The organism is Hoyosella altamirensis (assembly GCF_014191505.1).
GTDB lineage: Bacteria > Actinomycetota > Actinomycetes > Mycobacteriales > Mycobacteriaceae > Hoyosella > Hoyosella altamirensis.
The window spans coordinates 844,426-869,771 of record NZ_JACHWS010000001.1 but is presented as its reverse complement, the minus strand read 5'-3'; the positions used below and the strand labels follow the sequence as shown (position 1 = coordinate 869,771).

The following is a 25,346-nucleotide window of genomic DNA, read 5'->3' as shown; positions in this document are numbered from 1 at the left end:
GTTTAGCTGACTGTCACTTCGTTGATCATTCCCTGGGCGTGGTGCGGAACCTCTTCGTCTTCGCTAGTCACTGGGCACAGAATGAAGTACCTGCCGGGTTCTGAGAGATCAGCGGTGAGGTACGCGGTCTGCTCCGGCTCCGCGAACGCACCCGCCGCATACCACTCGACCGTTGCAATGGCTGTATCTTCGTCCAGTTGTGCGAAGTCGTCGACATTGCCCTCGTAGTCGTCGGGAACTTTCGCGACAATCACCAGGTGGAAGTTCTCTTGGTCATTGTCGAGCTGAATGCTGTATCGGCCCGGCGTGAGAGTATCTGGTACGCCGACAAACTCGTGCGTCGCAGGTGATCCCTCTTCCTCAGGAGTTTCCTCGACGCCAAGGTCGATCTCCTCGTATCCGCAGACGTCACGGCCGACCACACCTACGGTGCCCATTGCCTGCCCGATTTCAGGACCTTCAAGCAGCTCGAAGTTCTGAGTTTCGATCACCTCATTGACCGCCTCAATCGCCGACGATGCAGCCTCTGCGCCTTCCCCATCTGAGCCGGCTTGGATGCGTTCAAAAAAGGACCGGAACTCCACCAGATCCGCCTCTGTGGGGTCATCTTCCGGCGGCTCCCACAGCCCGAATTCGATAAGTGCCTCACAGGCATCTGCCTGGACTTCGGTGAGTTCTGGCTCGTCAGTCGTCGTGTCATTCGACGTGCAGCTCGCTGCACCTAGTGCACATATTGCCGCGACAGCAATCGTCCAGCGCTTGATTGGCACCGTTCCTCCTCGGTTCGCCCCAACCGCCTCTGTTTTGAGTAGACGGCATCACGAGTCCGGGGAAACTCCTCGAGGGCCCGGGATACTCCGCCAAACAAAGCATAGTCCCGCGAATCCACCACTGGCTAGCACCGTAAACGGGCTGATCTATCTGCTGGGCCCTGGAATTGTGGCCGTGCTCGAGGTACGGTGGTAGTAACTGTTATATAGGAGTTTAACGGTTACATGGGTTGAAGACCTGACGTTGAAGGGAGTCTCCTATGAAGCGCACAGCCAAAACGAGGCATCTCTCCCGCGAACTGGCTGGGACCACCCTGCATTACCGCGAGGCAGGGGTGCCGTCGTCCACGGCAGTCCTGCTTCTCCACGGCTTTCCTAGTTCCTCGTATTCTTTCCGCGACGTGCTCCCTGTTCTCGGTGAGCATGTGTACGTAATCGCCCCGGACATACCCGGTTTCGGGTTCTCCGATGCCCCACCGCTCGACGAGTACGAGTACACCTTCGAGCACTTGTCGCATGTAATTGAGGCCCTGATAGACGACCTCCGAGTTGAGCGATACGTGCTGTATGTGACGGATTTCGGCACCCCCGTCGGGTACCACATGGCGATGCGTCATCCGGAGCGGGTCCTGGGCCTGATCGTCCAGAACGGAAATGCACACGAAGCAGGGCTGAACGAGGCGTGGGATGCGCCGCGCAAGTACTGGGCGGAGCCGACTGAGGAAAATAAGTCCGCGATCCCGGAGTGGCTGAACTTCGCCGGGACCCGCGAACAATACCTCGGCGGATTGCGGTCCGAACTGCAGGAACTGCACCAGCGAGAGTCGTGGCATCTCGACTGGGAGCGGCTTTCCCGGCCCGGCAACATCGACATCCAGTTCCAGCTCTTCTACGACTACCGCAAACACGTCGCACGTTTCGCGGATATCGCCGCCTACCACCAGAAGCATCAGCCCCCATGCCTCGTACTCTGGGGCCGCCATGACCCCTTCTACGACATCGCCGAGGTCATGGCCTACCACCAAGAAATGACCACCTTCGACGCCCACATTTACGACGCCGGGCATTTCCTGCTGGAGACGCACGCTCCCCAAGTCGCGGAACTGCTCGTCACCTTTATCGACGACGTGTTCAACCGCGCAGGTCTGCCCGCGTGAGCGCCGAAACTGTCTGGACCGATGACCATTTCATCGCTGGTGACGCCGCGCTCGACTTCGCGAACACCGTCTACCGCCGCACGCCCGAGCTCGGTGCGGACCTTCTCAACAGCGTCGGTTCTCTGACTACATGGTTGCATCACGCAAAGCTGCTGCCGCCGCCGGACGCGGCCCGAGACAGCGTCGACGACTCTGCGTCCATGCTGGCCGAGGCGCGTCACCTACGTCAGCTGTTCTGGGTGATCTTCGATGCGCAGATCGACGGCCGTGACATGCCAACGGGCGCCCTCGCCGGTCTTTTCGAACATGCGTGCCGTGGCCTCGCCAGTGACGTCGCCATCGGCCCACACGGTGCCACGACGCCATTAACTGTTCACGGTGGGCTCACCGTCCTTGCACTGCAAGGAATCCGGCTGGTTCTGAGCCCACCGTCGCAGCCAGTCCGCGCATGCGACCGCTGCGGCTGGTTCTACCTCGACACGTCCCGCAGCCGGCGTCGCCGATGGTGCAGCATGAAAACCTGCGGGAACCAGGCGAAAGCAGCGCGCTACCGCTCCGCTCACCCATGATCCGTGCGAGTCTCACACGCGTACGCTGATATGCAAACACGCTGAGAGCCGCTGGAGAGCGCATGTGGTGGAAACGCGGCACGCGATGGTCTGTGCGAGAGACAGACGGCGGTCTTTTGCTATTAACGCTATACCTGCGCGATTATCTCGGGCTGCCGATCGACATCTCAGATCCGGCGATCCCGCGCTTGCATCCCACCATCCCCGTGCGCTCAGGCGAAGTATCCGAGAGCGACGCCGTCTCCGCTTGTTCTTATTGGATTCGGCGATCACTACGCGCGAGCCTGGGCGATTCCAACGTAACTGAGTTTCGCGAGAGCACGCTGTGGCTCCACCAGTTTTATGCCCTAGGCATTGAGGAAGAAGCCGTCTGCGAAGCTCAAGGCTGGCGCCAGGAGCGCCAGCATGAAATTATGACTCTCCTTCGTGACGAGTCGTCTAGTTCAGCAATTCACGACATAGCTGATCTGGTCCCCGATCTCCGCCTCACTCTGGTCGTCCTACCGCTGTCTGAGGACTGGCAACACAGATCTGGCGAAGTCTTCTTCGTGTCGCACTCGCTTCGTGCTAGTCCTGGCCCTTTTCGCTCCGCTTTAACAAGACTTGTCAAACTCCGACCCTCAGACAGCCCTGACTCGCCATGATGGACGACGTGGACGCCGAGAACCGCCGGATCGGGACCCATACCCCGGCGGAGAGCCTTCGAGTCAAGCGCACAGCAACGATTGGCGTCTACGGCTTCACGGCCAGAGCCTTCCTCGAGAAGCTCACCGGTGCTGGCGTGGGATTACTGCTCGACCTCCGCCAGCGCTGCGGCGTTCGGGGCCCCGACTACTGCTGGGCGAACTCGGCCCGGCTCCAGCGCGCCCTTGCCGCAGCGAGCATCGGCTACTGGCACGTGAAGCAGCTTGCTCCGACAACCGAGCTGCGCCAGGTCCAGTACCGCGAGGACGCCCGCCAGGGCGTGGGCAAGCGCAACCGTGTCGCGCTGGCACCCGAGTACGCCGAGCGCTACACCCGTGAAATCCTCGACGAGTTCGACCTCGGCGCGCTCGTAGCGGAGCTTCCGAGCGACGTCGCGAGCGCTCTTTTCTGCGTCGAGCGCGACCCGGAGGCGTGTCACCGCTCGCTCGTGGCTGAGCGGCTGCGCGGCGTGTACGGCTTGCCGGTCACCGACCTCCGCCCGGGATTTAGCCAAGGCGTCCCGCAGGGCTAGGTGACGTCCTTTCTGGACAATTCTGGGCGCGGTTCGAGGACGACAACCGCTGTCTGGTTCTGCCGGAGCTTCGCATACCCGTCGATGTCGTCACCGAACTCGCGCCATCTCGCCCAGAGCCGTTCACGCTCTTCACCTTCCGCAGCGCGTACGCTCACGGTGCGGCGCTGGCCGGGCAGTTGGGCTATGGCATCTGGATGCGCCTTCAGGTTGAGCCACCATGCGGGCTCGGCTGCTGCCCACCCGTTCATCGCCATCGTGATGATGTTCGGTCCGTCTTCGAAGTAGGCGAGGATGACGTGGCGCTCCTGGCCTGTTCGGCGGCCAGTCGTGGTCAGACGCATCATCCCCCACCGGTCCGGTCGCGGCCGCCGGAGCCCAAACCTGCCCCGACTGAACCTATAGAGTGCGCGGTGCACCACCCACGCGCTGCGAATGAACCAGCGTGGCGGGACTTTCGGCGGATTCTCAGTCATTCGATCCAAATCGCGCGCTCCGTCTCTTATCCGCTGCAGACCTGTACCGATGATAAGCACTGCCGAGGAAACGTGCCCCAATGCCGACACCCGTCAGAAGAGCCCCTTCGGGGACTTCAGTGCGCGGCCAACGACATCTTCGGACACCGTGAAGTTCAACTGCCCGAGTTCACCCCCACACAACTCACGCGTGCGCTGCACAGCGTCGAGAAAACGGTCCTGCTCCTTGCTGTCGATGATGCCTTCGGCGAGCGTGCGGAACTTGTTGATGTACTGCTCGCGCGTGAAAGGACGGGCGCCGAGTGGGTGCGCGTCCGCGACGGCAAGTTCGTCGTCGATGAGATCCCCGTTCGCGAGCGTAATGACAGCGCGGGCACCGAAGGCTTTTTTACTCGGATCTGACGCGTGATAGCGGCGGGTCCACTCTGGATCTTCCGCAGTGCTGATCTTGTGCCATAGCTCGACCGTATCGGGCCGCTGCGCGCGCTCCGGCGCATACGAGTGCTCGTGATGCCACGTACCGTCCTGAAGGGCCACGGCGAAGATGTACATCACTGAGTGGTCCAGGGTTTCGCGGCTGGCTTTGGGATCGAACTTCTGCGGATCGTTCGAGCCTGTGCCGATCACGTAATGCGTGTGGTGGCTGGTGTGTAGGACGATCCTTTTGATCTGCGAAAAGTCGTCGATCTTGGTCCGCATACTGCGCGCGAGGTCGATGACGGCCTGGCTCTGGTACTCGGCCGAATGTTCCTTCGTGTAGCTGTCGAGAATGGCACGCTTCGCTTCGCCGGGACTGGGCAGCGGCACTTGGTATTCCGCGTTGGGGCCACCGAGCAGCCACCCGATCACGCCGTCCTCTCCCTCCCAGATCGGTGACGGCGCGCCTTCGCCGCGCATCGCTCGGTCAACGGCCTCGACCGCCATCTTCCCCGCGAACGCGGGCGCGCACGCCTTCCAGCTGGAGATCTCGCCCTTGCGGGACTGCCTCGTCGCGGTCGTGGTGTGCAGCGCCTGCCCGATTGCCTGGTAAATCGTCTCCGCATCGAGGCCGAGCAGCGTCCCGATGCCAGCGGCGGCGGACGGTCCGAGGTGCGCGACGTGGTCAATCTTGTGTTCGTGCAGACAGATACCGCGTACCAAGTCGATCTGGATTTCGTAGCCCGTCGCAAGGCCCCGGATCAGGTCCGCGCCCGAACGTCGCGCGTGCTGGGCGACAGCGAGGATCGGCGGAATGTTGTCACCGGGGTGCGAGTACTCCGCGGCAAGGAACGTGTCGTGAAAGTCGAGTTCCCGCACCGCGACGCCGTTTGCCCACGCCGCCCATTCCGGCGAGTATGTGCCGTGCACACCGAAAACTGCCGCGCCTGGATCATAGGGATGCGCGAGTGCCTGAGCGCGGGCGTTCGCTACGGGCCGGCGTGTCAGTGATGCCGCTGCCACCGCCGCATTGTCGATGATCCGGTTGATCACCATTTCTTCCGTTTCGGCGGGGACCTCGACGGGATCGGTGGCAACTTCTGCGATCTTCCATGCGAGGTGTTCCTCACGAGGGAACCCCTCGGCAGAGGGACGGGTGCGCACGTGATGCGACTTCACAACACTCCTCGGGTCGGGTCCGTTACCGCACTCGGAATGCTCAAAGTATGCGTGACGTGCTAACCCTGGCGCAGAATGTACCGCTGAACCTTGCCGCTGGGCGTCTTCGGCAAATGCGGTACGAAATGAACGGTCCGCGGGTATGCATGCGCCGCAAACTTGCGTTTGACTAGCTGCTGCAGTTCGGCAGCAAGTTCGTCGGTGGCCTCGGCGCCTTCGCGCACCACGACGAACGCTTCGAGCACTTCCCCCCGAAGCTCATCGGGCATCCCCACAACGGCGGCCTCGACGACATCGTCATGCATGACCAGGACGCTTTCAACGTCGAACGGGCCGATGCGGTAACCGGCCATGATGATCACGTCGTCATCGCGGGCGGAAAAGAAGAAGAACCCGTCCTCGTCAACCTGGCCGGCATCGCCAGTCAGGTACCAGCGGCCGTCCGCCGTGAATCGCTGAGCGGTTTTCTCCGGGGCATCGACATAGCCGGTGAACCACAGCAACGGGCTGGCGTGGGTGTCGATGGCTACGCGGCCTGGCACGCCAGGCGCAGCGAGCACGTCCGAGTCCTCGGAAAGCACTGCGCACGACCAGCCTGGCAGCGGCTTGCCCATCGACCCGGCCGGGACGTCCTCGCGCAGCCCATCCGCCCACGCGTTGACAATGAACATCCCGTGTTCAGTCTGACCGTACTGGTCGCGAACCACCGCACCGAGCGTCTGCTCCGACCAGGCCACCACGTCCGGTGTGAGTGGCTCCCCCGCGGACGAAGCGCGGCGCAGCGAAACCGATTGGGGCACCGGCGTTTTGTCAGCGCGGAGGCTTCGGTAGACGGTCGGCGCGGCCGCGAAATTGGTGACACCGAACTGCTCCATCACCTGCCAGGTGAGTGGCGCGGAGAACCCGGCGTGGAGTAGCAGGCTGCGCACGCCAGCGGCCATCGGCGCGAGCAGTGCGTAGTACAGCCCATACGCCCACCCTGGGTCCGCGGCGTTCCAGAAGACGTCGTCGTTACGTACGTCCAGGCCGAATTCGAGGTACGCGTGGAACGACGCGAGAGCCCGCACCGGCACCGGCACGCCTTTGGGCGTGCCCGTCGTGCCCGAGGTGAAGAGCTGCACGAGACCACCATTCGCCCCGACAGCGACGGCCTCACCGCGCGGATCGTCCGCGTTGTGCGCGGTGAGCAACTCGTTGAAGTTCAGCCCAGCTGCCGTATCACCGCCAGCGACGACAACCTGCCACGGCGCATCAGCCGGAATGTCCTCGCTCGGAACGAGTTTGGCAACCTGGTCAGCGTCAGCAACCACTACCTTCGCGCCGCTTGCCTGAAGCCGGAACCCGATCGCTGGTGGTGCGAATGCGGTAAACAGTGGTACGTGCACGGCGCCGCGTCGCCAGATTCCAAGGAGGGCCACCACCAGGTCAGCGGACTTGCCCATCAACGTGGCAACGTAATCGCCGGGCTCGACACTCAGATCAGCCAGGGCCGCCGCGAAACGAGTGGACTGGTCGCGCAGGTCGCCGAATGTGAGGTCCGTCGAACTGAGGTCAGCCTCGATCACGGTGAACGCGACAGCCTCCGCCGGGTGGTCATCGCACAAGAGTTGCGCGGCACACGCATCAGGGGTGTCGTAGCGGTCCAGCAACGCCTGCACCCGGGTCGCCTGATCGGTACGTGCGTTGGTCTCGGAGCTCATGCGATCGGTCCTCTCCTCTGAGGTCAAGAGTCGACAGTCAGCTAGTCCCCCATCGTCCAATCTGAACGCAAAAGCCGATACCCCCAGATAGGGGTATCGGCTCGTGAACGTTGGCAGTACTGCTCCCTCCGCTCGCCTTACGCACGAAGGGAGCGAGGCGACAGCTTTAACTGAGTGCGCGTGACTTCAACTGCCGGAACTCGTCTTCCGTGATGGTTCCGGAGTCGAGCAGAGACTTAGCGTCAGCGATTTGCTGGGCGGGCGACGTGCCAGCGACGCCTTGGATGTAGGCGTTCTGCGCCTCCTGCAGACGCGTGGCAACCTCGTGCGAACGGCGGTTCATGCCGTCGCCCCGGAATATGAGGTACGCCAGCGCGGTGAGGAATGGCAGGAAGATAAGGAAAAGCGCCCAGATCGCCTTAACCCACCCTGAGGTTTCACGATCGCGAATCAGGTCTGTAATTATCGAGAAGAGCATGATTAGGTATGCGATGAACACAAAGCTCACCACGATGAGCCTGAAAAAATCCCAGAAGGTTTCCAATTCCCTATCCTTTCGGAAAGCCACGACGGCTAGTTTCTTTGAGCCTTGCGAACGCCTGACGGCGCGAAGCGATAATGCCCATGAGCGCCAGCTACACTGGGCCCCGCAATACCGTACTTAGCTACTGACCGGCACCAGCGCTGCGGTTAGGCGGAAAGGCCGTGGCAAGCATTGCGACCGCATTACCCGGCTGCCGAAACAGATGTGGTGAAATGCGCCTACACGACGCGCTATTGGTTTAGTACGCCTCTTATCCCGATTCTGCAGCCCTCCCGCTGGTGCCGAGAATGTGCAGGTCCACGCGCTGCACATTACTGATGCAGATTATGCCACAATGTGATCGAAAAGAATGTCGCTAGCGCGGCCGAATCGGGCAGCGCTGAGCATTCTCTACGTTGTCAGCGGCGGGAGAGTAGCCATGATCCTTCTTTCACGGGCGCTGAGGGCCTTGACTGAACCGGCGCGTCATGTGGTGCGGATCGCTGTTCGCGAGATCGTCGCGATCGCTCTGTCCGGAGTGGACCTCACAGAAGTCGTCTGTGAGCACCTTGACATCGACGCAGTGGTCGCGCGAGTTGACCTAGACAGAATTGTGAATCGGCTCGATCTTGACGGCATCATCGAGAGCGTACAGATAGAACCGATCCTGCGAAGAGTGCTGAGCGAGCTCGACATTCCTGAAATTGTTCGCGAGTCGACAGGGTCCTTGTCGTCCGGAGCGGTGTGGGATGTTCGTAGTCAGGGAGTGCGCGCGGACGATGCGGTCGCAGGTTTCATTGGACGGCTCCTCCACAGAGACGCACGAGTCCGGTCTGCCGCTCACGCAGTCGGTGAGGACTCCTTGTGAACCATGCTGCGCCCCACCGCCCGGCTGGTCTCGTCACCCGGACCCTCGCCGCGATGCTAGACATCGGCGTCGTACTCGCCATCATGATTGCGCTGTACGTCGGATGGGTGTTCATGCTGTTATTGTTCTCTCCCCGACGGTTCGAACTGCCCGTTCCGGGCGCGCTGATGTCGACGGGTTCCGCGATCGCGATCGCGATAATCTACCTCGCTACTTCTGCTGCCGTCACCGGACGCACGGTGGGCAGGGTCGCGATGGGACTGCGGATCGTCCTGCCTAGCGGACGGTTTCACCGATGGCCGCTCGCATTCGCGAGGGCAGCACTATGCGTGCTGTGCCCGGTGGGGTTGCTCTGGGCTGCAGTGGACCCGCAGCGCCGCTCCTTCCAGGACATTCTGCTGCGTACTGTGGTGATTTACGACTGGGAGCCCACAGCCAGAGACCTGCCGGGCTGAACACTAACGGGCAGGGCTGTAGTCATCGAGACTCGAAATGACTATCGGCCGTATGCCGTCTCCCGCGTCAGGCTCGTCGACGATTCCGTCTGGATCGACAAGGATCACTCGCTTCCCGTCTTCGAGAGTCAGGCGGCGCACCACTTCCAGGAACATGCGCCGCGCGACATCACTGATGCCGTGCACACGGGAGAGGTCGAAGATGACGTCATCGCCGCTCAGGTCAGCTTCGGCGACCTGCCGGACCACGGCTTCCGCACCCGCGAAACGGATCGACCCCTGCAGCCCGAAAACGTGCGCCGCGCCGTGAGGGCTGTGCCCGCGCAGCACCGAACGCCCGACAGGAGGAACTTCCATCAGGTGCAAGCCCATGTCCTCAGTGAGACGCTCAAACAATTTGACGCCACGCGTGGAGTTGCCGTGCGAATCTAGCCGTGGTGAGAACACTGCGATGCCCACCTGTCCGGGCAGTACGCCCAGAATGCCTCCTGCCACACCAGATTTCGCCGGAATACCGACTGTGGTCATCCAGTCGCCTGCGGCGTCATACATACCGCAGGTCATCATGACGCTGAGCACCTGCCGGACGGCTCGGTCACCGGATAGCCTGCGGCCGGTCACTGGTTGCACACCACCGTTGGCGAGAGTCGCGGCCATCATCGACAGGTCCCTGGTGGTGACACTGAGTGAACACTGCCGGATGTAGCCGCGCACCACATCGTCCGGGTCGGTCTCCAGAATGTTGTGCGTGCGCAACATGTAACCGATTGCGATATTGCGGTACGCGGTCTCGAGTTCGGAGGTGAAAACGGACTCGTCATAACTGAGTTCCCGGCCAGCGGCCATGCTCATGCGTTCACGAAACCGTTCGGCACGCTCGTCCGCGTTCTTGCCGTCCATAAACGAGTGGGCCGCGATCGCACCCGCATTGATCATCGGATTCCGTGGGCGGCCAGAGCTCTCCTCGAGTGAGATCTCGTTGAACGCCTCCCCCGACGGCTCAACGCCGATTTTCGCGAGCACCGTGTCGAACCCGCTGTCGAGCAACGCGATTCCGTACGCAAATGGCTTCGAGATCGACTGAATTGAGAATTCAACGTCCGCGTCACCAGCGCAGTATGTCGACCCGTCGGGTGTGGTGAGGGCGATCGCTATGCGATCAGGGTCGGCTCGGGCAAGTTCTGGAATGTAATCCGCGACGGCACCGCCATCGGCGTTGCGGCAATCGTCGAGCACTTCCTGCATGTAATCGGGAATCGGCGAGCGCATGGCGGTCAGCGTACTTGTCCATCAACGTTCCCGGAGCTAGCTGGTGACTCTGGAGTAGAGGCTGTCGCCGGAGCTAGTCGTCCGCCGCCATTTTGCGTGTACCGCTGGAACGCCGCGAAGGTCCGCACGCGCCTCCCATATATAGGTCGTCGGCCAGCGCCGGAACACCGGCAACAGCGTCGTGACCACACGCATCAACGGTGGTAGCCGCCTCGGACGCCAGCCTCGCGTGACCCCGAACGTCAATGTCGATACTTCGCCTCCCGTGCACGTCCATTCACCGGCGATGACATCGGCGCGGTCGCCTATCGAAACGGACCAAGTTCCTTTACGCGTCTCCCCCGGTGCGAGCAACGCAGGCCCGGGAGGCTCGGGCGAGAGGTGCAGGTGTGCGTGCGCGTCACCTCGATCGCCCGCGGCAAGCCATCCGTCACCGTCAGGCGGATTCACATTGACGATCCACAGGTCAGCCGCGTACTTGATCAGGTGGCGGTGGTGCAGCCGGGCACCTGGAAGCCGGCCGATCGTGGCGGTTGTTCCCGCGATTCGTACGACCGGGTCGACACTGGTGTGACGGACCAGATCGAACTTCCGCATCCATACGAGCATCAACGCTGTCGGTTGCTCAATGCCCGCACCAACGGGAGCAAGGAACTCCGCCGGGTGCCGTGGTGCGCCATCACGGTCGTCCACGATGATTTCGATTGACCGGCCCATCGTGTCTCGCAGCGCGATGTCCGCATGGACTCCGGCATCCGACACTTCGAGCACGGCCGGTTCGATATCCGCGACCGTCCATTCGCCGACACCCGCACCGATCCCGTATCCGATTCGGTCGACCTCCAGCCCGGCTTGCTGGTAGACATCGACTTTGCCGTCCGCGGTGCGGCTCATCATCACCAGGACGCCCGTGCCGTGTTTCGCGTCGTTAAAGTACTGGATTTCGATGCCTTGATACACGGGATGGTCGTGGATCTCGAAATTCAGCATCGCGGCGATAGTGTCGAGCTGCACGGAAATCGGCCACTGCGGGCTTCCGTTGTGAAGACTTCCCATGGCCTCATCGTGGTGGTGTTCGTCGGCGACGAACAGAGTCTTTGTGCTCGTATGCCGCAGGCGAAGGACCCGTGGCCGCGCAGGCGGTTTTAGCGAAACGCTAAATCGGCCTTTTCGGGTTACATCGGGGCACTCTGCCGGGCCTGCCAGGGACTTAGGTCCCTACAGCCGAGGAGTGCATACTCGTAGTTTTCCTACCATGGCCCCCGCAATTCTTCTTTCCGGTCTCACCAAAACGTTCGGACCAGTTCGCGCGCTCGATGCCCTTGACCTAGAGGTCCGGGCAGGTGAAGTGCACGGCTTCCTCGGACCGAACGGCGCTGGCAAATCGACCACACTGCGCATCCTTCTGGGCTTGCTGCGCGCGGACAGCGGTTCGGCGAGCGTGCTTGGGCTCGACCCGTGGAGCGATGCTGTCGAGCTGCATCGGCGCCTTGCATATGTCCCTGGCGACGTCACCCTGTGGCCGAACCTCACTGGCGGCGAAATCATCGACGTGCTGTCGCGGTTCCGCGGTGACGCCGACCGCAAGCGCCGGGATGAGTTGTGCCAGCGATTCGGACTGGACCCCACCAAAAAAGCGCGGGCATATTCGAAAGGCAACCGGCAGAAAGTCGCACTTGTCTCGGCGCTCGCGAGCGACGCCGAACTACTCCTCCTGGACGAGCCGACAAGCGGCCTGGACCCACTCATGGAAGCCGTCTTCCAGGATTACATTCGCGAGCTCCGCGCCGAAGGTAAGACCATCTTGCTCTCAAGCCACATCCTCGCGCAGGTGGAGGTGCTGGCTGACCGAATGTCGATCATCCGTCAGGGCCGTGTCGTCGAGACGGGCACGCTCACAGACATGCGCCATCTCACGCGCACCACGGTGCTCGCACGAACGGAAATGCCAGCGGCAGACATCGTAGGACTGCCCGGGGTTTTCGACGTGCGAGCCGTGGACGGCCGGATCCAGTTCGAAGTGGAGCGCGAGTATTTGCAGCCCACGGTGCGCTACCTGACTGACCTAGGGTTGCGTTCGCTGCAGGCCCACCCGCCGACACTGGAGCAGCTTCTTCTGCGCCACTACGACGATTCCCTCGACGTCAGCTCCGAGCCCCAGGAAGTCCCCGCATGAGCACCCTGGCCGGGGAGAGGCCCGCGACATTGCACCCGCCCCACAGTGTTGTGGAGCAGAGTCCGCTGACAGGCACGCTGCTCCTGGCACGCTTCATGTTGCGTCGGGATCGCGTACGTCTCCCTATCTGGATCGCCTCACTCGTGACATTTGTGGTGGGCTTCGCGGCGATGCTGCCCGGTGTGTACGCCGGCTTCGAGGAGCAGCAACTCCGGGCATCGCTGATCGGCAACCCAGGTACACGCGCGATGACCGGACCTGGATATGGTCTCGACAACTACACGTTCGGCGCGATGCTGGCTCTTGAATTCCTCAGCTGGACGGCAATATTCCTCGTCATCATGAGCATTCTCATGGTGGTGCGCCACACCCGTGCCGAGGAAGAAAACGGCACCGCAGAACTTCTTCGCGCAACGGTCATGGGCCGTCACGCGCCGCTCGCCGCCGCGCTTCTGGTCACGGCGGGCGCAAACCTGGTGATCGGTTTGCTTATCGCGCTGGGTCTGGGAGCACTGGGGCTCAATGGTGTCTCGTGGGGTGGTTCGCTCCTCTTCGGGCTCGCGCTGGCATCAATCGGTGTTGTCTTCGCGGCAGTGGCGGCGGTGACGGCGCAGGTGTCAGAAAATGCGCGGGCTGCTTCCGGACTTGCGGGGGCCGTGTTCGCGGCGAGCTACCTGGTTCGTGCGGCCGGCGACATGAGCCAGGTGGGCGGAAACGCGCTCTCGTGGCTCTCCCCTATCGGCTGGGCGCAGCAGACGCGCGTGTATGTCGATGATCGGTGGTGGCCGCTGCTGCTGTCAGCGTCGCTGATCGCGCTACTGCTGGTGTCGGCGTTCTGGCTCAGCACCAGGCGTGACGTAGCGGCTGGTTTGCGTCGGCCGAAAAAGGGCCGGCCCACAGCGTCGAAGTTGCTGGCTACGCCGCTGGGTTTCGTGTGGCGGATGCAGCGGACGAGCATCCTGTGGTGGGCGTTCGGTTTGACGGCGTTCGGTCTCTTCTACGGAACGCTGGCTGGCGAACTTGAGGACTTCATCGAAGGGCTCACCACCTTGGAGGACTGGATCGGCGCGGTGGGCGGGCAAGCGATGATCGACTCTTTCCTGTCCGTCATCGTGATGATGCTCGCCATCATTGTGTCGGCTTTTGCGGTGCTGTCGATCCGCCGGGTCAGGTCTGATGAGACTTCGGGCGGGCTGGAGCAAATCCTTGCGACGGGTGTGTCGCGCAACCGCTGGCTGGGCACCCATCTCCTCGTGACAATGGCTGCTAGCGCGGCGCTGCTCGTCCTCTCCGCGGGTGGACTCGGGCTGACCGCCGCGCTGGGGACTGGGGACCTCACTTTGTTTCCCCGGCTAGTCGTCGCGGGCATCGTGTATGCCCCCGCGGTGTGGCTTATCGCCGCGCTCGCTGTCGCGTTGATTGGCGCGTTGCCACGGCTGAGCACGCTGGTGTGGCTGATGGTGGCGTACGCGGGGATTGTCAGCACATTTGGTGATCTCCTCGGCCTGCCCTCTTGGGCGGGACGGCTATCGCCGTTCGGCTGGGTTCCACTGCTTCCTGCTGAGCCATTCGCGCTCGTTCCGATTCTGGTGTTGAGCGCGACGGTGGTGGTGCTCACCGGGGCCGGGATGTCAGCATGGTCGAGGCGCGACATCTCGGCTTGAGCTGAGCGGATCGTGAAGGATTTACCCTCGTCAGGAGGGAATTTCTTTCACGATTCCCGCGTGGACACCCACCGCCTGGAATAGATTTAATTTTCAATCAGTTGAGGTAGGGTGAAAGCCACGAGAGGAGCATCCGATGCCTGCTGTAACCGCCGATACGCTGACCCTCCCCCGGATCGCGGGCCCACAGGCTGCCGAGACAGAACGTACCGTTAAAGCAGTCACCACCGGCCCCCGCGGATACGAAGGCGAAGGCTTCCCCGTCACCCGTGCGTTCGCCGGCGTTCCCGCCGCCGACCTCGATCCGTTCATCCACATGGATCAACTCGGTGAAGTCGAGTACGCACCCGGCGAGCCGCGCGGCACCGACTGGCACCCGCACCGCGGCTTTGAAACCGTCACCTACATGATCGACGGCCGCTTCCAGCACCAGGATTCGCACGGTGGCGGCGGGGTAATCGAGAACGGCGCGACCCAGTGGATGACCGCCGGTTCAGGAATCCTCCACATCGAGACGCCACCGGCTGAACTCGTCGAATCCGGCGGCACATTCCACGGCGTGCAACTGTGGGTGAATCTGCCCCGCAAAGATAAGTTCCTCAACCCGCGCTACCAGAACCTCGAAGGCGCTCAGGTGAAGCTGCTGTCTTCAGCGGACGGCGGCGCCCTCGTGCGCGTGATCGCCGGTGACATCGCGGGCCACGAAGGCCCCGGTGCAACATTCACACCGATCACGTTCGCACACGCCACAATTCAGCCTGGCGCGCAACTTTCGGCGCCGTGGAACCCGGCCTTCAACGCGCTGGTCTACGTCCTTTCCGGCAGTGGCACGGTAGGCGCCGAAGGCCGTCCCATCACGCAGGGACAACTCGCTGTCCTCGGCCGTGGTGATCGCATCACCGTCGCCGCGGCGAATGCACAGGAAAGCCACCGGCCTGCGCTGGAAGTGCTGCTGCTCGGAGGGAAGCCGATCCGCGAACCCATTTTCCAGTACGGGCCGTTCGTCATGAACACCAAACAAGAAATCATCGAAGCCCTGCAGGATTTCCAGTCCGGGGCCTTCGGCCAGATCCCCACAGATGGGCTGCGCCCGTTCCACGGACGGTGACCCCAATGGATGTTCAGATCAAGCGCGCTGACGAGCGCACAACCCTCAACTTGGGGTGGCTCGTCAGCAAACATACTTTCCCGTTCGCCGGGAACTTCGATCTCCACCGCAACGGCCACGGCGTGCTGCTCGTCAACAACGAGGACGTCATGTCCCCGGGCGAAAGCTTCGACATGCACCAGCACAAGGACATGGAGATCATCACGTGGGTAATGAGCGGTGAAGTAGTACATGAGGATTCGACGGGCAACACGTTGCGAATACCGGCGGGCTCCGCACAGCGTATGACCGCCGGCACTGGCATCCGTCACTCTGAGCGCAGCGTTTCCCGCAACGGCGAAAAAGTTCACGTTGTGCAAATGTGGGCCGCCCCGGACACGAACGGGCTCGCGCCGCACTATGACCAGGCCGACTTCACCGCACAAATCAACTCTGGTGAACTGTTCATCGTCGCATCAGGCCTCGCGAAACACGCTGACGAGTCAGGAATTGGCATCAGCAACAAATACGCGGCGCTGTATGCGGCCCGTATCCCAGCAGGTCAGTCGGTGACGACCCCCACCGGTCCGTTCGTTCACGTCTTCGTCGCAGAGGGCGAGGTGCACATGGATAGCACTGGGAACCTCAGCCATGGTGATTCCGTCCGAATCACCAACGGAGGCGGACAAACCCTGACAGCACGGAAAGATTCTGAGATTCTCATCTGGGAGATGCACGCGCACTTCTGAGAGCGCCGGAAAGGAAAACTATGGCCAGCGACAACGAGACCGCAGTGGTCACGGTCAAGCACAACACCGAGCAGACTCGCTTCGAAATCTGGGTGGGCGACGAGATGGCTGGGTTCACCGAATACCGTCCGCGACCCGAGTTGCGCGCTTTCGTCCACACCGAGGTCCAGGACAAGTTCGGTGGCCGGGGACTCGCGATGCAAGTGATCCGCGAAGCTCTCGATGCGACGCGCAATGAGAATCAGCGGCTTCTGCCCTACTGCCCAGCCGTGCAGAAGTTCCTGGCCAAAAACCCTGACTACGTCGCTATGGTGCCGGAAGAGCGACGCGCCGAGTTCGATCTCTGACAGTGCCCCGGAGGAACCCGCTCACAGAACTGTCACTTGATCAACTGCGTGCCCGCACCAGCGTCAAGTGGCGCACTCACCCGTCCGATGTTTTACCGCTGTGGGTCGCCGAAATGGATACCCCGCTGGCGCCCGCTGTGGCGCAGGCGATCCGCGAAGCGGTCGATATCGGCGACACTGGTTACCCGGCGGGAAATGTATACGGCGAAGCGCTCGATGGCTTCGCCCGCCGCCGCTGGCAATGGAACGGCGTCGCGGCCGACCGCTGCACCATCGTTCCAGATGTGATGCTGGGGATCGTCGAGGTACTGCGTCTGGTCACGGAACCGGGCGACTCGGTGGTGGTGAACAGTCCGGTTTACGCGCCGTTTTACGCATTTATTGAGCACAGCGGCCGCTCCGTGCTCGAAGCTCCTCTTGGCCCGGATCTCCGGATCGATATGACAAATCTGGAGAGTGCATTTCAGAGCGCCACTATGCACTCGAGACGATCGGCGTTCGTGCTCTGCAATCCGCACAACCCCACCGGGGCGGTGCATACGAGGGCTGAACTCGAGCAGGTCGCTGAGCTCGCCCGCCGGTACGGTGTCCGGGTGATCGCGGATGAGATTCACGCCCCGCTCATCCTCGACGGCGCACAGTTCGTGCCCTACCTCAGTGTGCCCGGTTCCGGCGATGCGTTCTCACTCATATCAGCGTCGAAAGGCTGGAATCTCGCTGGCTTGAAGGCCGCGCTGGCTATCGCGGGAGAAGACGCCGTGCCGGATCTCCAGCGGATGCCTGAGGAGGTGAGCCACGGGCCGTCCCACGTGGGCATCATCGCGCATGCGGCCGCGTTCAACCACGGCGAAATATGGCTCGACGACCTCCTGGCAGGGCTTAACGCCAACCGTGCGCTCCTTGGTGAGCTGCTCAGCGAACACCTGCCGGCCATCGGGTACCGGGAGCCGGAAGGCACCTACCTTGCGTGGCTGGACTGCCGTCCCCTCGGCTTCACTGACGAACAGTCCCCAAGCGGACCGCGGACGTTCAGCGAAGTCGGTGGGCCCGCTGCAGTGTTCCTCGAAAAGGCACGGGTCGCGCTGAGTTCCGGGCATGTGTTCGGGACCGGCGGAGCTGGGCATGTGCGGCTGAACTTCGCGTGTTCACCTGACACGCTGCGCGAGGCGCTGTCACGGATGGGTGCGGTGGCCTGAGCGACACGGCGCCTCGCGATCAGTACACGTCGCGCACGTACCGCTTCTCCGTCGACAACCGCTTCTTGAACGCGAGCGCATCAGCTTCAGTCATGTGGCCGTGGCTGCGCGCGATCGTCGTGAGGGTGTCATCCACGTCTTTCGCCATGCGTGACGCGTCACCGCACACGTAGATGTGGGCGCCCTCGTTGATCCAGCGCCATAGTTCTGCCCCATGTTCGAGCATCCGGTCCTGCACGTAAATCTTCTGCCGCTGGTCTCTCGAAAACGCCAGGTCAAGCCTGGTAAGAAAGCCGTCGCGAAACATGTCTTCGAGTTCGTCCTGGTAGTAAAAATCGGTCGCGGACTTCTGCTCGCCGAAGAACAGCCAGTTCTTTCCACCGTGGCCGTCAGCGCGACGGTCCTGCAGGAAAGCGCGAAACGGCGCGATGCCGGTTCCAGGACCGATCATGATCATGGGTGTGTCCGGATCGTTCGGTGGCCGGAAGTGTGCAGACCGCTGCAGGTACAGCGGCACTGTCGTGTCGGCGCAGCGGTCAGCGAGGAACGTGGAGCACACGCCGCCGCGCTCACGGCCGAACTCGTTCTCGTACCGTACGACGGACACGGTGAGCTGGACCTCGTCGGGGCTGACTTTCGGGCTTGATGAAATCGAGTACAGCCGCGGCTGCAGCCGCTTCAGCACATCGAGCCATTCGATGACATCGGCGCTGACCGGGAACTCCCGGATCACGTCAACGGCCTGCTTACCCCAGAGGAATCGGTCGAGTTCGATCCGGTTGCCGGGTCGCGTCACCTTGGCGAGGGTCTTGTCACCACTGCGTTCATGCAGGAATTTCAGGAGCGCCGGAGTGACACGGCTGATGTCGAGGTGTTTGCGCAGCGCGTCGTGGAGGGGCATCTCCTTGTCATCGATCGTGACGGTGTGACCGGATTTCAGTCCGGTCGCCTCGAGCCACTCACCGATGAGAGCGTTGCTGTTGCGGCTGACGACTCCGAGCGCGTCGCCTGCCTGATAGGACACGGCAGCGTCAGCAAGGCTGAACCCGAACTGGCGGACTTCCTTCTCTGATCCAGTTCGGCTGAGCAGCGTGTTCGTGACGAGCGGCGCGGGCGTGGGCTTGTCGCGCGTGAACGGCTCGGCACGCACAACAGCAGAATTCGTGGCCGTCTTCGGTGCCGGCACCGGCGCATCCTGGTCCGGTCCAGCATCGCCCTTGAGTGACGCCAGAATGTTCTGCAGCCATTGCTGCGCGGTTTCGTGGTACTCGGGCTCGCAATCCACGCGCGTCACGAGCGGGGCCGCGCCAAGCTGCTTCAGCCGGGAATCGATGTTGCGGCCGTGGCCGCAAAAGTTGTCGTAGTTCGAATCCCCCATGGCGAGAACTGCGTACCGCAGCCCCTCAAGCGCTGGCGCGTTATCAGACTGCAGTTCTTCCCAGAAGCTGGAGCCGTTGTCGGGGGGCTCGCCGTCACCGAATGTGCTGGTGATGACGAGGAGCTTGCTGACGTTCGCGAGGTCCGCGGAGCTGAATTCGTCCATGCTGACCGTGCGCGCACGGTGGCCGTTCTTCTCGAGTTCAGCGGCGCACTGCGCCGCGAAGTCCTCAGCGTTTCCGGTCTGCGAGGCCCACAAAACGGTGACGGCCTCATCGTCCGCGTCTGCGGTGGGCTGCACATTTCCGCCCGAAGCTGGGCCGGGAACACGCGAGTACGTGCCCGCGAGCAGACCGTCGATCCACAACCGGACGGTGGGCGAAACAGGTGCCGTGGATGGCAGGACGGGAACTGTGGCCGCCTCGACGGGCGCGGCATTGAGCGCGGCGAAGAATCCCGCGAGATAAGTCTGCTCCGCCGTGTTCGGAGCGGGCGGAGTGAGCGATCCGAGGCCTGCGAGTTCAGCGAGGCTGCTGGCTGGGCGGTTGCTGTCCTGCGTTTCCGCTGCGGGCGCGTCCTGCCCGGCCTCGCTGATGCGGCGCAGGCTGACGGCACAGAACTTCAGCTCTGGCTGTAGTGACGCGCTGTCCACCGCGTCGCTGGTGAGCGCGTTGACGGTGACGTATTCGCCGTGTTCGTCGTTCCAGTGGAACGGGGCGAAGCTGGTGCCGGGGCGCACACGATCGGTGACGACGGCGGGCAGAACGACACGTCCGCGACGCGACGTAGCCTCCACTTTGTCGCCGTTGGCAATGCCGTGGGCTTTGGCGTCGTCCGGGTGGACTTCGATGAACGGTGACGGGTTGAGTTCGTTCAGTTTGGCGACCTTGCCCGTCTTCGTCATGGTGTGCCACTGGTGCTGAAGTCGCCCCGTGTTGAGGATCCAGGGGAAATCGTCGTCGGGCATCTCGGCGGGATCCATGTGCGGGCGCGGGAAAAAGTTCGCTTTGCGTGACGCTGTCGCGAACGCGAGACGAGGCTGTTCCCCATCCTCCGTGATGTGCAGGTGCTGGCTCACTCCGTCGTTGAGGTAGCGGATTGGGTTGCGGGGAGACGCTTCCTCATGCCCATCCGCAGGCGGGCACGGCCATTGCAGCGTGGTTTCCCGCAACCGTTCATAGGTGGCCCCGCGCAGGTCGTAGCCGGTTTGTGGGTTCGAGAACTGTCGAATCTCGTTGAAGACGTCTTCGCTCGACGCGTAGCGGAATCCGTCGGTGAAGCCCAGCGCCTGAGCAACGCGGCAGATCAGTTGCCAGTCGGGCAGAGCGTCGCCGGGAGCGTCTACTGCTTTCTGGACGAGCGTGAGGTTGCGTTCCGAGTTCACCATCACCCCGTCGGACTCCACCCAGAGCGCGGCGGGCAGAAGAATGTCGGCGTACGCGTTGGTCGCGTTCTCGGTGAACACATCCTGGGCGATGACGAGTTCGGCTTTCTCCAGCCCGGCGATGACGGTTTTGCGGTTCGCGATCGACGCGACCGGGTTGGTGCAGATGATCCACACCGCTTTGATGGTTCCGTCTGCCATTTGACGGAACATGTCGATGGTTCCGGTTCCGCTTTCGTCGCGGATGGTGCCGGGATCGAGCCCCCACTGCTTTTCGACGAACGTGCGGTCGTCCGCGCTGAACACCGCGCGCTGCCCGGGGAGTCCAGGCCCCATGTACCCCATTTCGCGTCCGCCCATCGCGTTGGGCTGGCCGGTGAGGCTGAAGGGGCCGCTGCCGGGCTTGCAGATTGCGCCGGTCGCGAGATGGAGATTGCAGATCGCGTTGGTGTTCCAGGTGCCGTGTGTGGACTGGTTCAGGCCCATGGTCCACAGCGTCATCCAGTTGCCGGCTTCGCCGATCCAGGTCGCGGCGGTGCGGATGTCGGCTTCGCTGAGACCGGTGATTTCTGCCACCTTGTCCGGCGTGTAGTCGGTGAGGAATTCGGGCATCGCGTCCCAGCCGTCGGTGTGCTCGGCGATGAACTCTTCATCGATGTCGCCGTTCTCGACGAGCAGATGCAGCAGCCCGTTGAGCAGCGCGAGATCGGTTCCTGGCTTGAGCTGCAGGAACAGGTCGGCTTTCTGCGCGGTCGCGGTTCGGCGGGGGTCCGCGACGATCAGTTTTGCGCCGCGTTTGAGCCGGTCGGCCATTCGCAGGAACAAAATCGGATGACAGTCCGCCATGTTCGCGCCGATAGCAAAGAAGAGGTCGGCGTGGTCGAAGTCGTCGTAGGACCCGGGCGGCCCGTCGGCGCCCAGCGACTGCTTGTAGCCGGTACCGGCGCTGGCCATGCAGAGCCTCGAGTTCGACTCGATGTGCACGGTCCGCAAGTATCCCTTGGCGAGCTTGTTCGCCAGGTACTGCGCCTCGATGGACATCTGCCCTGACACATACAGCCCGACCGCGTCGGGTCCGTGCGTGTCGATCAGTTGGCGCAGCCGCGTCGCAGCCTCGCTGATCGCAGCATCGAGGGCGGTGGGGACAAGCGACTCGCCCCGGCCCGGGCGCAGGTAGGCAGACGTCATCCGTCCGGGCGCCGCCATCATGTCGGCGTGCGTGGAACCTTTCGTACACAGGCGGCCGGAGTTCGCCGGGTGGTTCTTGTCGCCCGACACCTTCGTGATCGCTAGCTGCTTACTCGAGGGATTGATCGCGGTGTCGAGTTTGATTCCGCATCCCACGCCACAGTATGAGCAGACGGCTGTGGACTGCCCAGTGGACTTGCCACTGACGGTCACATCTCCGGTTGCTTGACTGTTCATGGTCCCGATGATCCCCTGCCGAAGCTGCCAGGAGTTTTTAGGAATGTTTCAGATAGATGACTTCTGCTGCACCGCCCGACGGTGTTCCGGTGAGAAATCCGGCTCCCTACGGCCCCGTAGACGCGTATTTATGGGAGATCCCGCGAAGTAGTGTGGTTGCGCCTACCATCGAGCCCGCAAGCAGCGTTATGCCATACCACCTATCTGAGGCAGGTTGTCCCGTGAACTCCGCGTCCCTCCTGTTCAACCCGACCACGTACAACCCTGAGCACTTCGACGATGAGACACGCGAACTACTCGCGTCGACGATCGAATGGTTCGAGACGCGGGGCCTGAGGAAGCTCACTGAAGACTTCCACAGAAAAGTCTTCTACCAGGAGTTTCTTGACTTCGTCGCGGAGAAGCAGCTGTTCGCGAAATTTCTCACGCCGGAGGGACAGCCTGGCGCGGTCGAGGGTGCGCGCTGGGATACGGCCCGCGTCGCGGCGCTCTCGGAGATCCTCGGGTTCTATGGCCTGAACTACTGGTATCCGTGGCAGGTCGCGGTACTCGGTCTCGGTCCTGTCTGGCAGAGCGACAACCCGGCTGCGCGCAAGACGACCGCGCTCTCGCTGGCGGAAGGCGAGGTCGCCGCGTTCGGCCTGTCCGAGAAGGAACACGGCGCCGACGTGTACTCGACGAGCATGCGCCTGACCCCCACCGATGAGGGTTACGTCGCCAACGGCGGCAAGTACTACATCGGCAACGGCAACTGCGCTCGCACCGTATCGGTCTTCGGGCGCATCGACCATGAGAACGACCACGAATACGTTTTCTTCCGCGCCGACTCCACGCACCCTGCCTTCGAGTTGATCAAGAACGTCGTCCCGTCGCAGATGTACGTCGCCGAGTTCCGGCTCAACGATTACCCGGTCACTGAGGACGACATCCTCCACCGCGGGGACGATGCTTTCTCCGCAGCCATGAACACCGTCAATGTCGGCAAGTTCAACCTGTGTTTCGGTGGCATCGGGCTCTGCACTCACGCCCTCTACGAGGCGATCACGCATGCCAGCAACCGTGTGCTGTACGGCAGCGCGGTCACCACAATGCCGCACGTCCGGACACAGTTCATCGATTCGTACGCCCGCCTGCTGGGGATGCGCCTGTTCTCCGATCGCGCGATCGACTATTTCCGTACCGCGAGCGCGGACGATCGCCGCTACCTGCTGTACAACGCGGTCACCAAAATGAAGGTCACGACAGAAGCCGAAGCTGTGATGGGCGGCCTCGGCGATATCGTCGCGGCGAGGGGGTTCGAGAAGGACAATTTCTTCACGATTGCCGTCAACGACGTGCGTGGGCTGCCGAAGCTCGAGGGTACGGTGGCGGTGAACCTGGCACTGATCAACAAGTTCATGCCGGCGTACATGTTCTCACCGGCCGACCTTGACACTGTCCCGACGCGACTCGAAGCCGCGAATGACGATTTCCTGTTCCGTCAGGGGCCAGCGCGCGGGCTCGGGAAGGTTCGCTTCCACGATTGGCGTCCCACCTACAAGGCGGCCGCGCACATCCCGAACGTCGCGGTGTTCCAGGAGCAGATCGATACGTTCGCGTCGATGCTGACGGAATCGACGCCCACCAAAGAGCAGATCGGGGACATGGACTTCATGCTGGCTGTCGGCCAGCTGTTCACCTTCCTCGTGTACGGGCACCTCATCCTCGAGCAGGCGAAGATCAAGGGCATCGACGACGTGGTCGTGAACCAGATCTTCAGCACCCTGGTCCGCGATTTCTCCTCCGGTGCGCTCGATCTTTATTCGAAGCCACTCGCGTCGGATGAGCAGCAGAAGCGGATGATCAGTGCGATCCGCCGGCCTGCTGCAGGCGATGACAGCCCTATTTGGGAGGCCATAACTGGGCTGTCCGGCGCGTACGCGATGCGCCCCTAAGTCGTTTCAGGGCGTGGTTTCCGGGTTGTGCTGACGCTGAACATGTGCGGCGTCAGCACAACCATGGCCCGTCGGCGGACTTCTAGCGCCTTGCGGAGGGCTTCGCTCGCCCAGTCATAGTGGGCGATGTCCGCCGCGCGCCGCTTCGCCTCTTTCCGCTTTTCCGGGAAGAGCACCGGGACCACGTTGACCTGGTACAGCAGCGCGATCAGCGCGGTCCAGTGTGTGTCTGGATTGCCGCCGTTCAGCACCGCGTCGCTCAGAGCCGTGCGCAGGCGTTCATGCTCGTTGATGTCAGTGACCTTCCAGCGGTCTGAGAGCGTCAGCCGGAAGTACTTGCGCCGTTCGTATTGGATGACGCCTCTTTCGGCGAGCACTGCGTACGCGGTCTGGCGCCACAGCTGGCCGTACCTGAACATGGCTTCCCGGACCGTTTTCGGTCGGCCGCCGAGGTTGCGCAGTGCAGTGTCGGTGACTGGGTCACCGATCGGGGTCATGTCGGTGACCCGGATTGTCCAGGTACGGGCGAATCTGCCGCGGGCTTTGACGCTGATGCGCCCCTGCTCTTCGAGTTGACGCAGTACCGCGGCGCTTGTCGCAAAGTCGCATCGCGCGTTGTCGACGAGGGGACGGCCCTTGCGAGGGTCAAGTAGCAGGAGGTTCAAATCCACAGCCAGCGAATCCACCGCTTCAGACTATTCGGGCTTCAGTCGGTAAGTTCCCGTTCTAGCGCAGTCGACATTTCCGCTGTAGTCAGGATCAGGGCAACGATGAAGTTGACCAGGTGATTCTTGCTGGTCGACAATTCGCCGCGCAGCCACATCGTGGCGACTTCGAGGCCTCCGCTGACCAGACTGAGCCCGGCTAGTTCAGCGTCAGACTTGGAGAGGTGGCGCGAATCCAGCAGTTCCATCGACTGGATGGACATGATCTGAGCGAGCGACCGGATCAGTTCGTCGCGCCGTGGCCGCAGCGCTTCCGAGGTTTGCGCCGCGATCAGTAGTTTCCCGCGCCGCTCGTCGGCGATGACGAAGTCGAACGCTGCCTCCACTGCCGCACGGACTTTCGCCCGGATCTCCGCTGGGGCGGCACCGACGGCGCCCAGCAGGTGTTCGACGCCCTGGGCCATTTCCTGTTCGAGGGCCTCAAGGAGAAGCTGGTCGCAGTCGCGGAAGTTCTCGTAAAAGTAGCGGTCGTTCAGGCGTGCCATGCCGCAAACACCACGCACGGTGAGCCTGCCTGCTCCCCCGTCTGCGACGATGTCGAGTGCCGCGCTGATGAGCTTTGCGCGTCGCGCGGTTTTGCGTTGCACTGCGGTTTCACCGCCGTACTTGCCGCCTGGAGTGTCCACGTCACCTTCCTGCTTTCGTACCGCTGTCGCAGACTACCCTCCCTCCCACTCCGCCGG

The 25,346-nt window shown here is 62.6% G+C and carries 22 protein-coding genes; 12 read left to right on the top strand and 10 right to left on the bottom strand.

The annotated features are described in order from the left end of the window. Window positions 1–2: 2 nt before the first annotated feature. The gene (locus FHU29_RS04190) at window positions 3–770 is read right to left on the bottom strand and encodes a hypothetical protein (protein ID WP_064440292.1); all 768 of its coding nucleotides are present in this window, start codon (window positions 768–770) and stop codon (window positions 3–5) included. Between the two features lie 260 nt (window positions 771–1,030). On the opposite strand from FHU29_RS04190, the gene FHU29_RS04185 reads away from it, so the two are divergent. From FHU29_RS04185 to FHU29_RS04175, 3 genes are all read left to right on the top strand, one after another. Then, on the top strand, window positions 1,031–1,927 hold the full coding sequence (locus FHU29_RS04185; protein WP_064440291.1) for an alpha/beta fold hydrolase: 897 nt from the start codon (window positions 1,031–1,033) through the stop codon (window positions 1,925–1,927). Then, window positions 1,924–2,496 carry a CGNR zinc finger domain-containing protein gene (locus tag FHU29_RS23610; protein WP_064440290.1) on the top strand — a complete coding sequence of 191 codons (573 nt, stop codon included), beginning with the start codon at window positions 1,924–1,926 and terminating at the stop codon, window positions 2,494–2,496. The genes FHU29_RS04185 and FHU29_RS23610 overlap by 4 nt, the downstream gene beginning before the upstream one ends. 643 nt (window positions 2,497–3,139) lie before the next feature. Beyond that, window positions 3,140–3,712 carry a DUF488 domain-containing protein gene (locus tag FHU29_RS04175; RefSeq protein WP_232322961.1) on the top strand — a complete coding sequence of 191 codons (573 nt, stop codon included), beginning with the start codon at window positions 3,140–3,142 and terminating at the stop codon, window positions 3,710–3,712. On the opposite strand, the gene FHU29_RS04170 is transcribed toward FHU29_RS04175, so the two are convergent. The 4 genes from FHU29_RS04170 to FHU29_RS04155 form a co-directional block, all read right to left on the bottom strand. Further along, window positions 3,709–4,188 (bottom strand): nitroreductase/quinone reductase family protein, encoded by a 480-nt coding sequence (locus FHU29_RS04170; protein WP_064440288.1) that lies wholly within the window; start codon window positions 4,186–4,188, stop codon window positions 3,709–3,711. The two genes, FHU29_RS04175 and FHU29_RS04170, sit on opposite strands and share 4 nt — an antisense overlap. Before the next feature lie 93 nt (window positions 4,189–4,281). After that, entirely contained in the window at window positions 4,282–5,784 is a 1,503-nt protein-coding gene (gene prpD, locus FHU29_RS04165; RefSeq protein ID WP_064440287.1) for a 2-methylcitrate dehydratase PrpD, read from the bottom strand. A gap of 59 nt (window positions 5,785–5,843) precedes the next feature. Continuing rightward, the gene (locus FHU29_RS04160) at window positions 5,844–7,484 is read right to left on the bottom strand and encodes an AMP-binding protein (protein ID WP_064440286.1); all 1,641 of its coding nucleotides are present in this window, start codon (window positions 7,482–7,484) and stop codon (window positions 5,844–5,846) included. 166 nt (window positions 7,485–7,650) lie between these two features. Continuing rightward, entirely contained in the window at window positions 7,651–8,028 is a 378-nt protein-coding gene (locus FHU29_RS04155; protein ID WP_064440285.1) for an SHOCT domain-containing protein, read from the bottom strand. Window positions 8,029–8,446: 418 nt separating this feature from the next. Here FHU29_RS04155 and FHU29_RS04150 point away from each other — a divergent pair, with 418 nt between their 5' ends. Next, window positions 8,447–8,875 carry a hypothetical protein gene (locus FHU29_RS04150; protein WP_064440284.1) on the top strand — a complete coding sequence of 143 codons (429 nt, stop codon included), beginning with the start codon at window positions 8,447–8,449 and terminating at the stop codon, window positions 8,873–8,875. Continuing rightward, window positions 8,872–9,330, top strand: a complete 459-nt coding sequence (locus FHU29_RS04145) for an RDD family protein (protein WP_074390851.1) — start codon at window positions 8,872–8,874, stop codon at window positions 9,328–9,330. The genes FHU29_RS04150 and FHU29_RS04145 overlap by 4 nt, the downstream gene beginning before the upstream one ends. Window positions 9,331–9,333: 3 nt before the next feature. Here the strand turns inward: FHU29_RS04145 and FHU29_RS04140 are convergent, their stop codons facing one another. After that, window positions 9,334–10,599: a glutaminase gene (locus FHU29_RS04140; protein ID WP_064440283.1), complete on the bottom strand. Its 1,266-nt coding sequence runs from the start codon at window positions 10,597–10,599 to the stop codon at window positions 9,334–9,336. A gap of 36 nt (window positions 10,600–10,635) precedes the next feature. After that, the gene (locus FHU29_RS04135; RefSeq protein WP_064440282.1) at window positions 10,636–11,655 is read right to left on the bottom strand and encodes a hypothetical protein; all 1,020 of its coding nucleotides are present in this window, start codon (window positions 11,653–11,655) and stop codon (window positions 10,636–10,638) included. A gap of 199 nt (window positions 11,656–11,854) precedes the next feature. Here FHU29_RS04135 and FHU29_RS04130 point away from each other — a divergent pair, with 199 nt between their 5' ends. The 6 genes from FHU29_RS04130 (at window position 11,855) to FHU29_RS04105 (ending at window position 17,818) form a co-directional block, all read left to right on the top strand. After that, the gene (locus tag FHU29_RS04130; protein WP_064440281.1) at window positions 11,855–12,775 is read left to right on the top strand and encodes an ABC transporter ATP-binding protein; all 921 of its coding nucleotides are present in this window, start codon (window positions 11,855–11,857) and stop codon (window positions 12,773–12,775) included. Next, complete coding sequence (locus tag FHU29_RS04125) at window positions 12,772–14,439, top strand: ABC transporter permease (protein ID WP_064440280.1); 1,668 nt, start codon at window positions 12,772–12,774, stop codon at window positions 14,437–14,439. The genes FHU29_RS04130 and FHU29_RS04125 overlap by 4 nt, the downstream gene beginning before the upstream one ends. Before the next feature lie 136 nt (window positions 14,440–14,575). After that, window positions 14,576–15,547: a pirin family protein gene (locus FHU29_RS04120; protein ID WP_064440279.1), complete on the top strand. Its 972-nt coding sequence runs from the start codon at window positions 14,576–14,578 to the stop codon at window positions 15,545–15,547. Between the two features lie 5 nt (window positions 15,548–15,552). Beyond that, entirely contained in the window at window positions 15,553–16,275 is a 723-nt protein-coding gene (locus tag FHU29_RS04115) for a pirin family protein (RefSeq protein WP_064440278.1), read from the top strand. Between the two features lie 20 nt (window positions 16,276–16,295). Then, window positions 16,296–16,622 carry a GNAT family N-acetyltransferase gene (locus tag FHU29_RS04110; protein ID WP_064440277.1) on the top strand — a complete coding sequence of 109 codons (327 nt, stop codon included), beginning with the start codon at window positions 16,296–16,298 and terminating at the stop codon, window positions 16,620–16,622. A gap of 2 nt (window positions 16,623–16,624) precedes the next feature. Beyond that, window positions 16,625–17,818 carry a MalY/PatB family protein gene (locus tag FHU29_RS04105; protein WP_064440276.1) on the top strand — a complete coding sequence of 398 codons (1,194 nt, stop codon included), beginning with the start codon at window positions 16,625–16,627 and terminating at the stop codon, window positions 17,816–17,818. Between the two features lie 19 nt (window positions 17,819–17,837). Here FHU29_RS04105 and FHU29_RS04100 read toward each other — a convergent pair whose 3' ends face one another. Beyond that, window positions 17,838–22,004 carry a bifunctional nitrate reductase/sulfite reductase flavoprotein subunit alpha gene (locus FHU29_RS04100; RefSeq protein WP_221194677.1) on the bottom strand — a complete coding sequence of 1,389 codons (4,167 nt, stop codon included), beginning with the start codon at window positions 22,002–22,004 and terminating at the stop codon, window positions 17,838–17,840. A gap of 221 nt (window positions 22,005–22,225) precedes the next feature. On the opposite strand from FHU29_RS04100, the gene FHU29_RS04095 reads away from it, so the two are divergent. Further along, window positions 22,226–23,938: an acyl-CoA dehydrogenase family protein gene (locus tag FHU29_RS04095; RefSeq protein WP_157095080.1), complete on the top strand. Its 1,713-nt coding sequence runs from the start codon at window positions 22,226–22,228 to the stop codon at window positions 23,936–23,938. Here the strand turns inward: FHU29_RS04095 and FHU29_RS04090 are convergent. Together FHU29_RS04090 and FHU29_RS04085 are read right to left on the bottom strand one after the other, a co-directional pair. Beyond that, complete coding sequence (locus tag FHU29_RS04090; RefSeq protein ID WP_064440274.1) at window positions 23,935–24,624, bottom strand: GOLPH3/VPS74 family protein; 690 nt, start codon at window positions 24,622–24,624, stop codon at window positions 23,935–23,937. The genes FHU29_RS04095 and FHU29_RS04090 overlap by 4 nt on opposite strands. A 20-nt stretch (window positions 24,625–24,644) precedes the next feature. Continuing rightward, on the bottom strand, window positions 24,645–25,289 hold the full coding sequence (locus FHU29_RS04085; protein WP_064440273.1) for a TetR/AcrR family transcriptional regulator: 645 nt from the start codon (window positions 25,287–25,289) through the stop codon (window positions 24,645–24,647). Between the last annotated feature and the right edge of the window lie 57 nt (window positions 25,290–25,346).

Excerpts from the sequence above, each read along its gene's own strand:
- FHU29_RS04185 (WP_064440291.1), top strand. The coding sequence starts at position 1,031 with ATGAAGCGCACAGCCAAAACGAGGCATCTCTCCCGCGAACTGGCTGGG.
- FHU29_RS04175 (WP_232322961.1), top strand. The coding sequence starts at position 3,140 with ATGGACGACGTGGACGCCGAGAACCGCCGGATCGGGACCCATACCCCG.
- FHU29_RS04170 (WP_064440288.1), bottom strand. The coding sequence starts at position 4,188 with ATGACTGAGAATCCGCCGAAAGTCCCGCCACGCTGGTTCATTCGCAGC.
- FHU29_RS04160 (WP_064440286.1), bottom strand. The coding sequence starts at position 7,484 with ATGAGCTCCGAGACCAACGCACGTACCGATCAGGCGACCCGGGTGCAG.
- FHU29_RS04150 (WP_064440284.1), top strand. The coding sequence starts at position 8,447 with ATGATCCTTCTTTCACGGGCGCTGAGGGCCTTGACTGAACCGGCGCGT.
- FHU29_RS04140 (WP_064440283.1), bottom strand. The coding sequence starts at position 10,599 with ATGCGCTCGCCGATTCCCGATTACATGCAGGAAGTGCTCGACGATTGC.
- FHU29_RS04135 (WP_064440282.1), bottom strand. The coding sequence starts at position 11,655 with ATGGGAAGTCTTCACAACGGAAGCCCGCAGTGGCCGATTTCCGTGCAG.
- FHU29_RS04130 (WP_064440281.1), top strand. The coding sequence starts at position 11,855 with ATGGCCCCCGCAATTCTTCTTTCCGGTCTCACCAAAACGTTCGGACCA.
- FHU29_RS04125 (WP_064440280.1), top strand. The coding sequence starts at position 12,772 with ATGAGCACCCTGGCCGGGGAGAGGCCCGCGACATTGCACCCGCCCCAC.
- FHU29_RS04120 (WP_064440279.1), top strand. The coding sequence starts at position 14,576 with ATGCCTGCTGTAACCGCCGATACGCTGACCCTCCCCCGGATCGCGGGC.
- FHU29_RS04115 (WP_064440278.1), top strand. The coding sequence starts at position 15,553 with ATGGATGTTCAGATCAAGCGCGCTGACGAGCGCACAACCCTCAACTTG.
- FHU29_RS04110 (WP_064440277.1), top strand. The coding sequence starts at position 16,296 with ATGGCCAGCGACAACGAGACCGCAGTGGTCACGGTCAAGCACAACACC.
- FHU29_RS04100 (WP_221194677.1), bottom strand. The coding sequence starts at position 22,004 with ATGAACAGTCAAGCAACCGGAGATGTGACCGTCAGTGGCAAGTCCACT.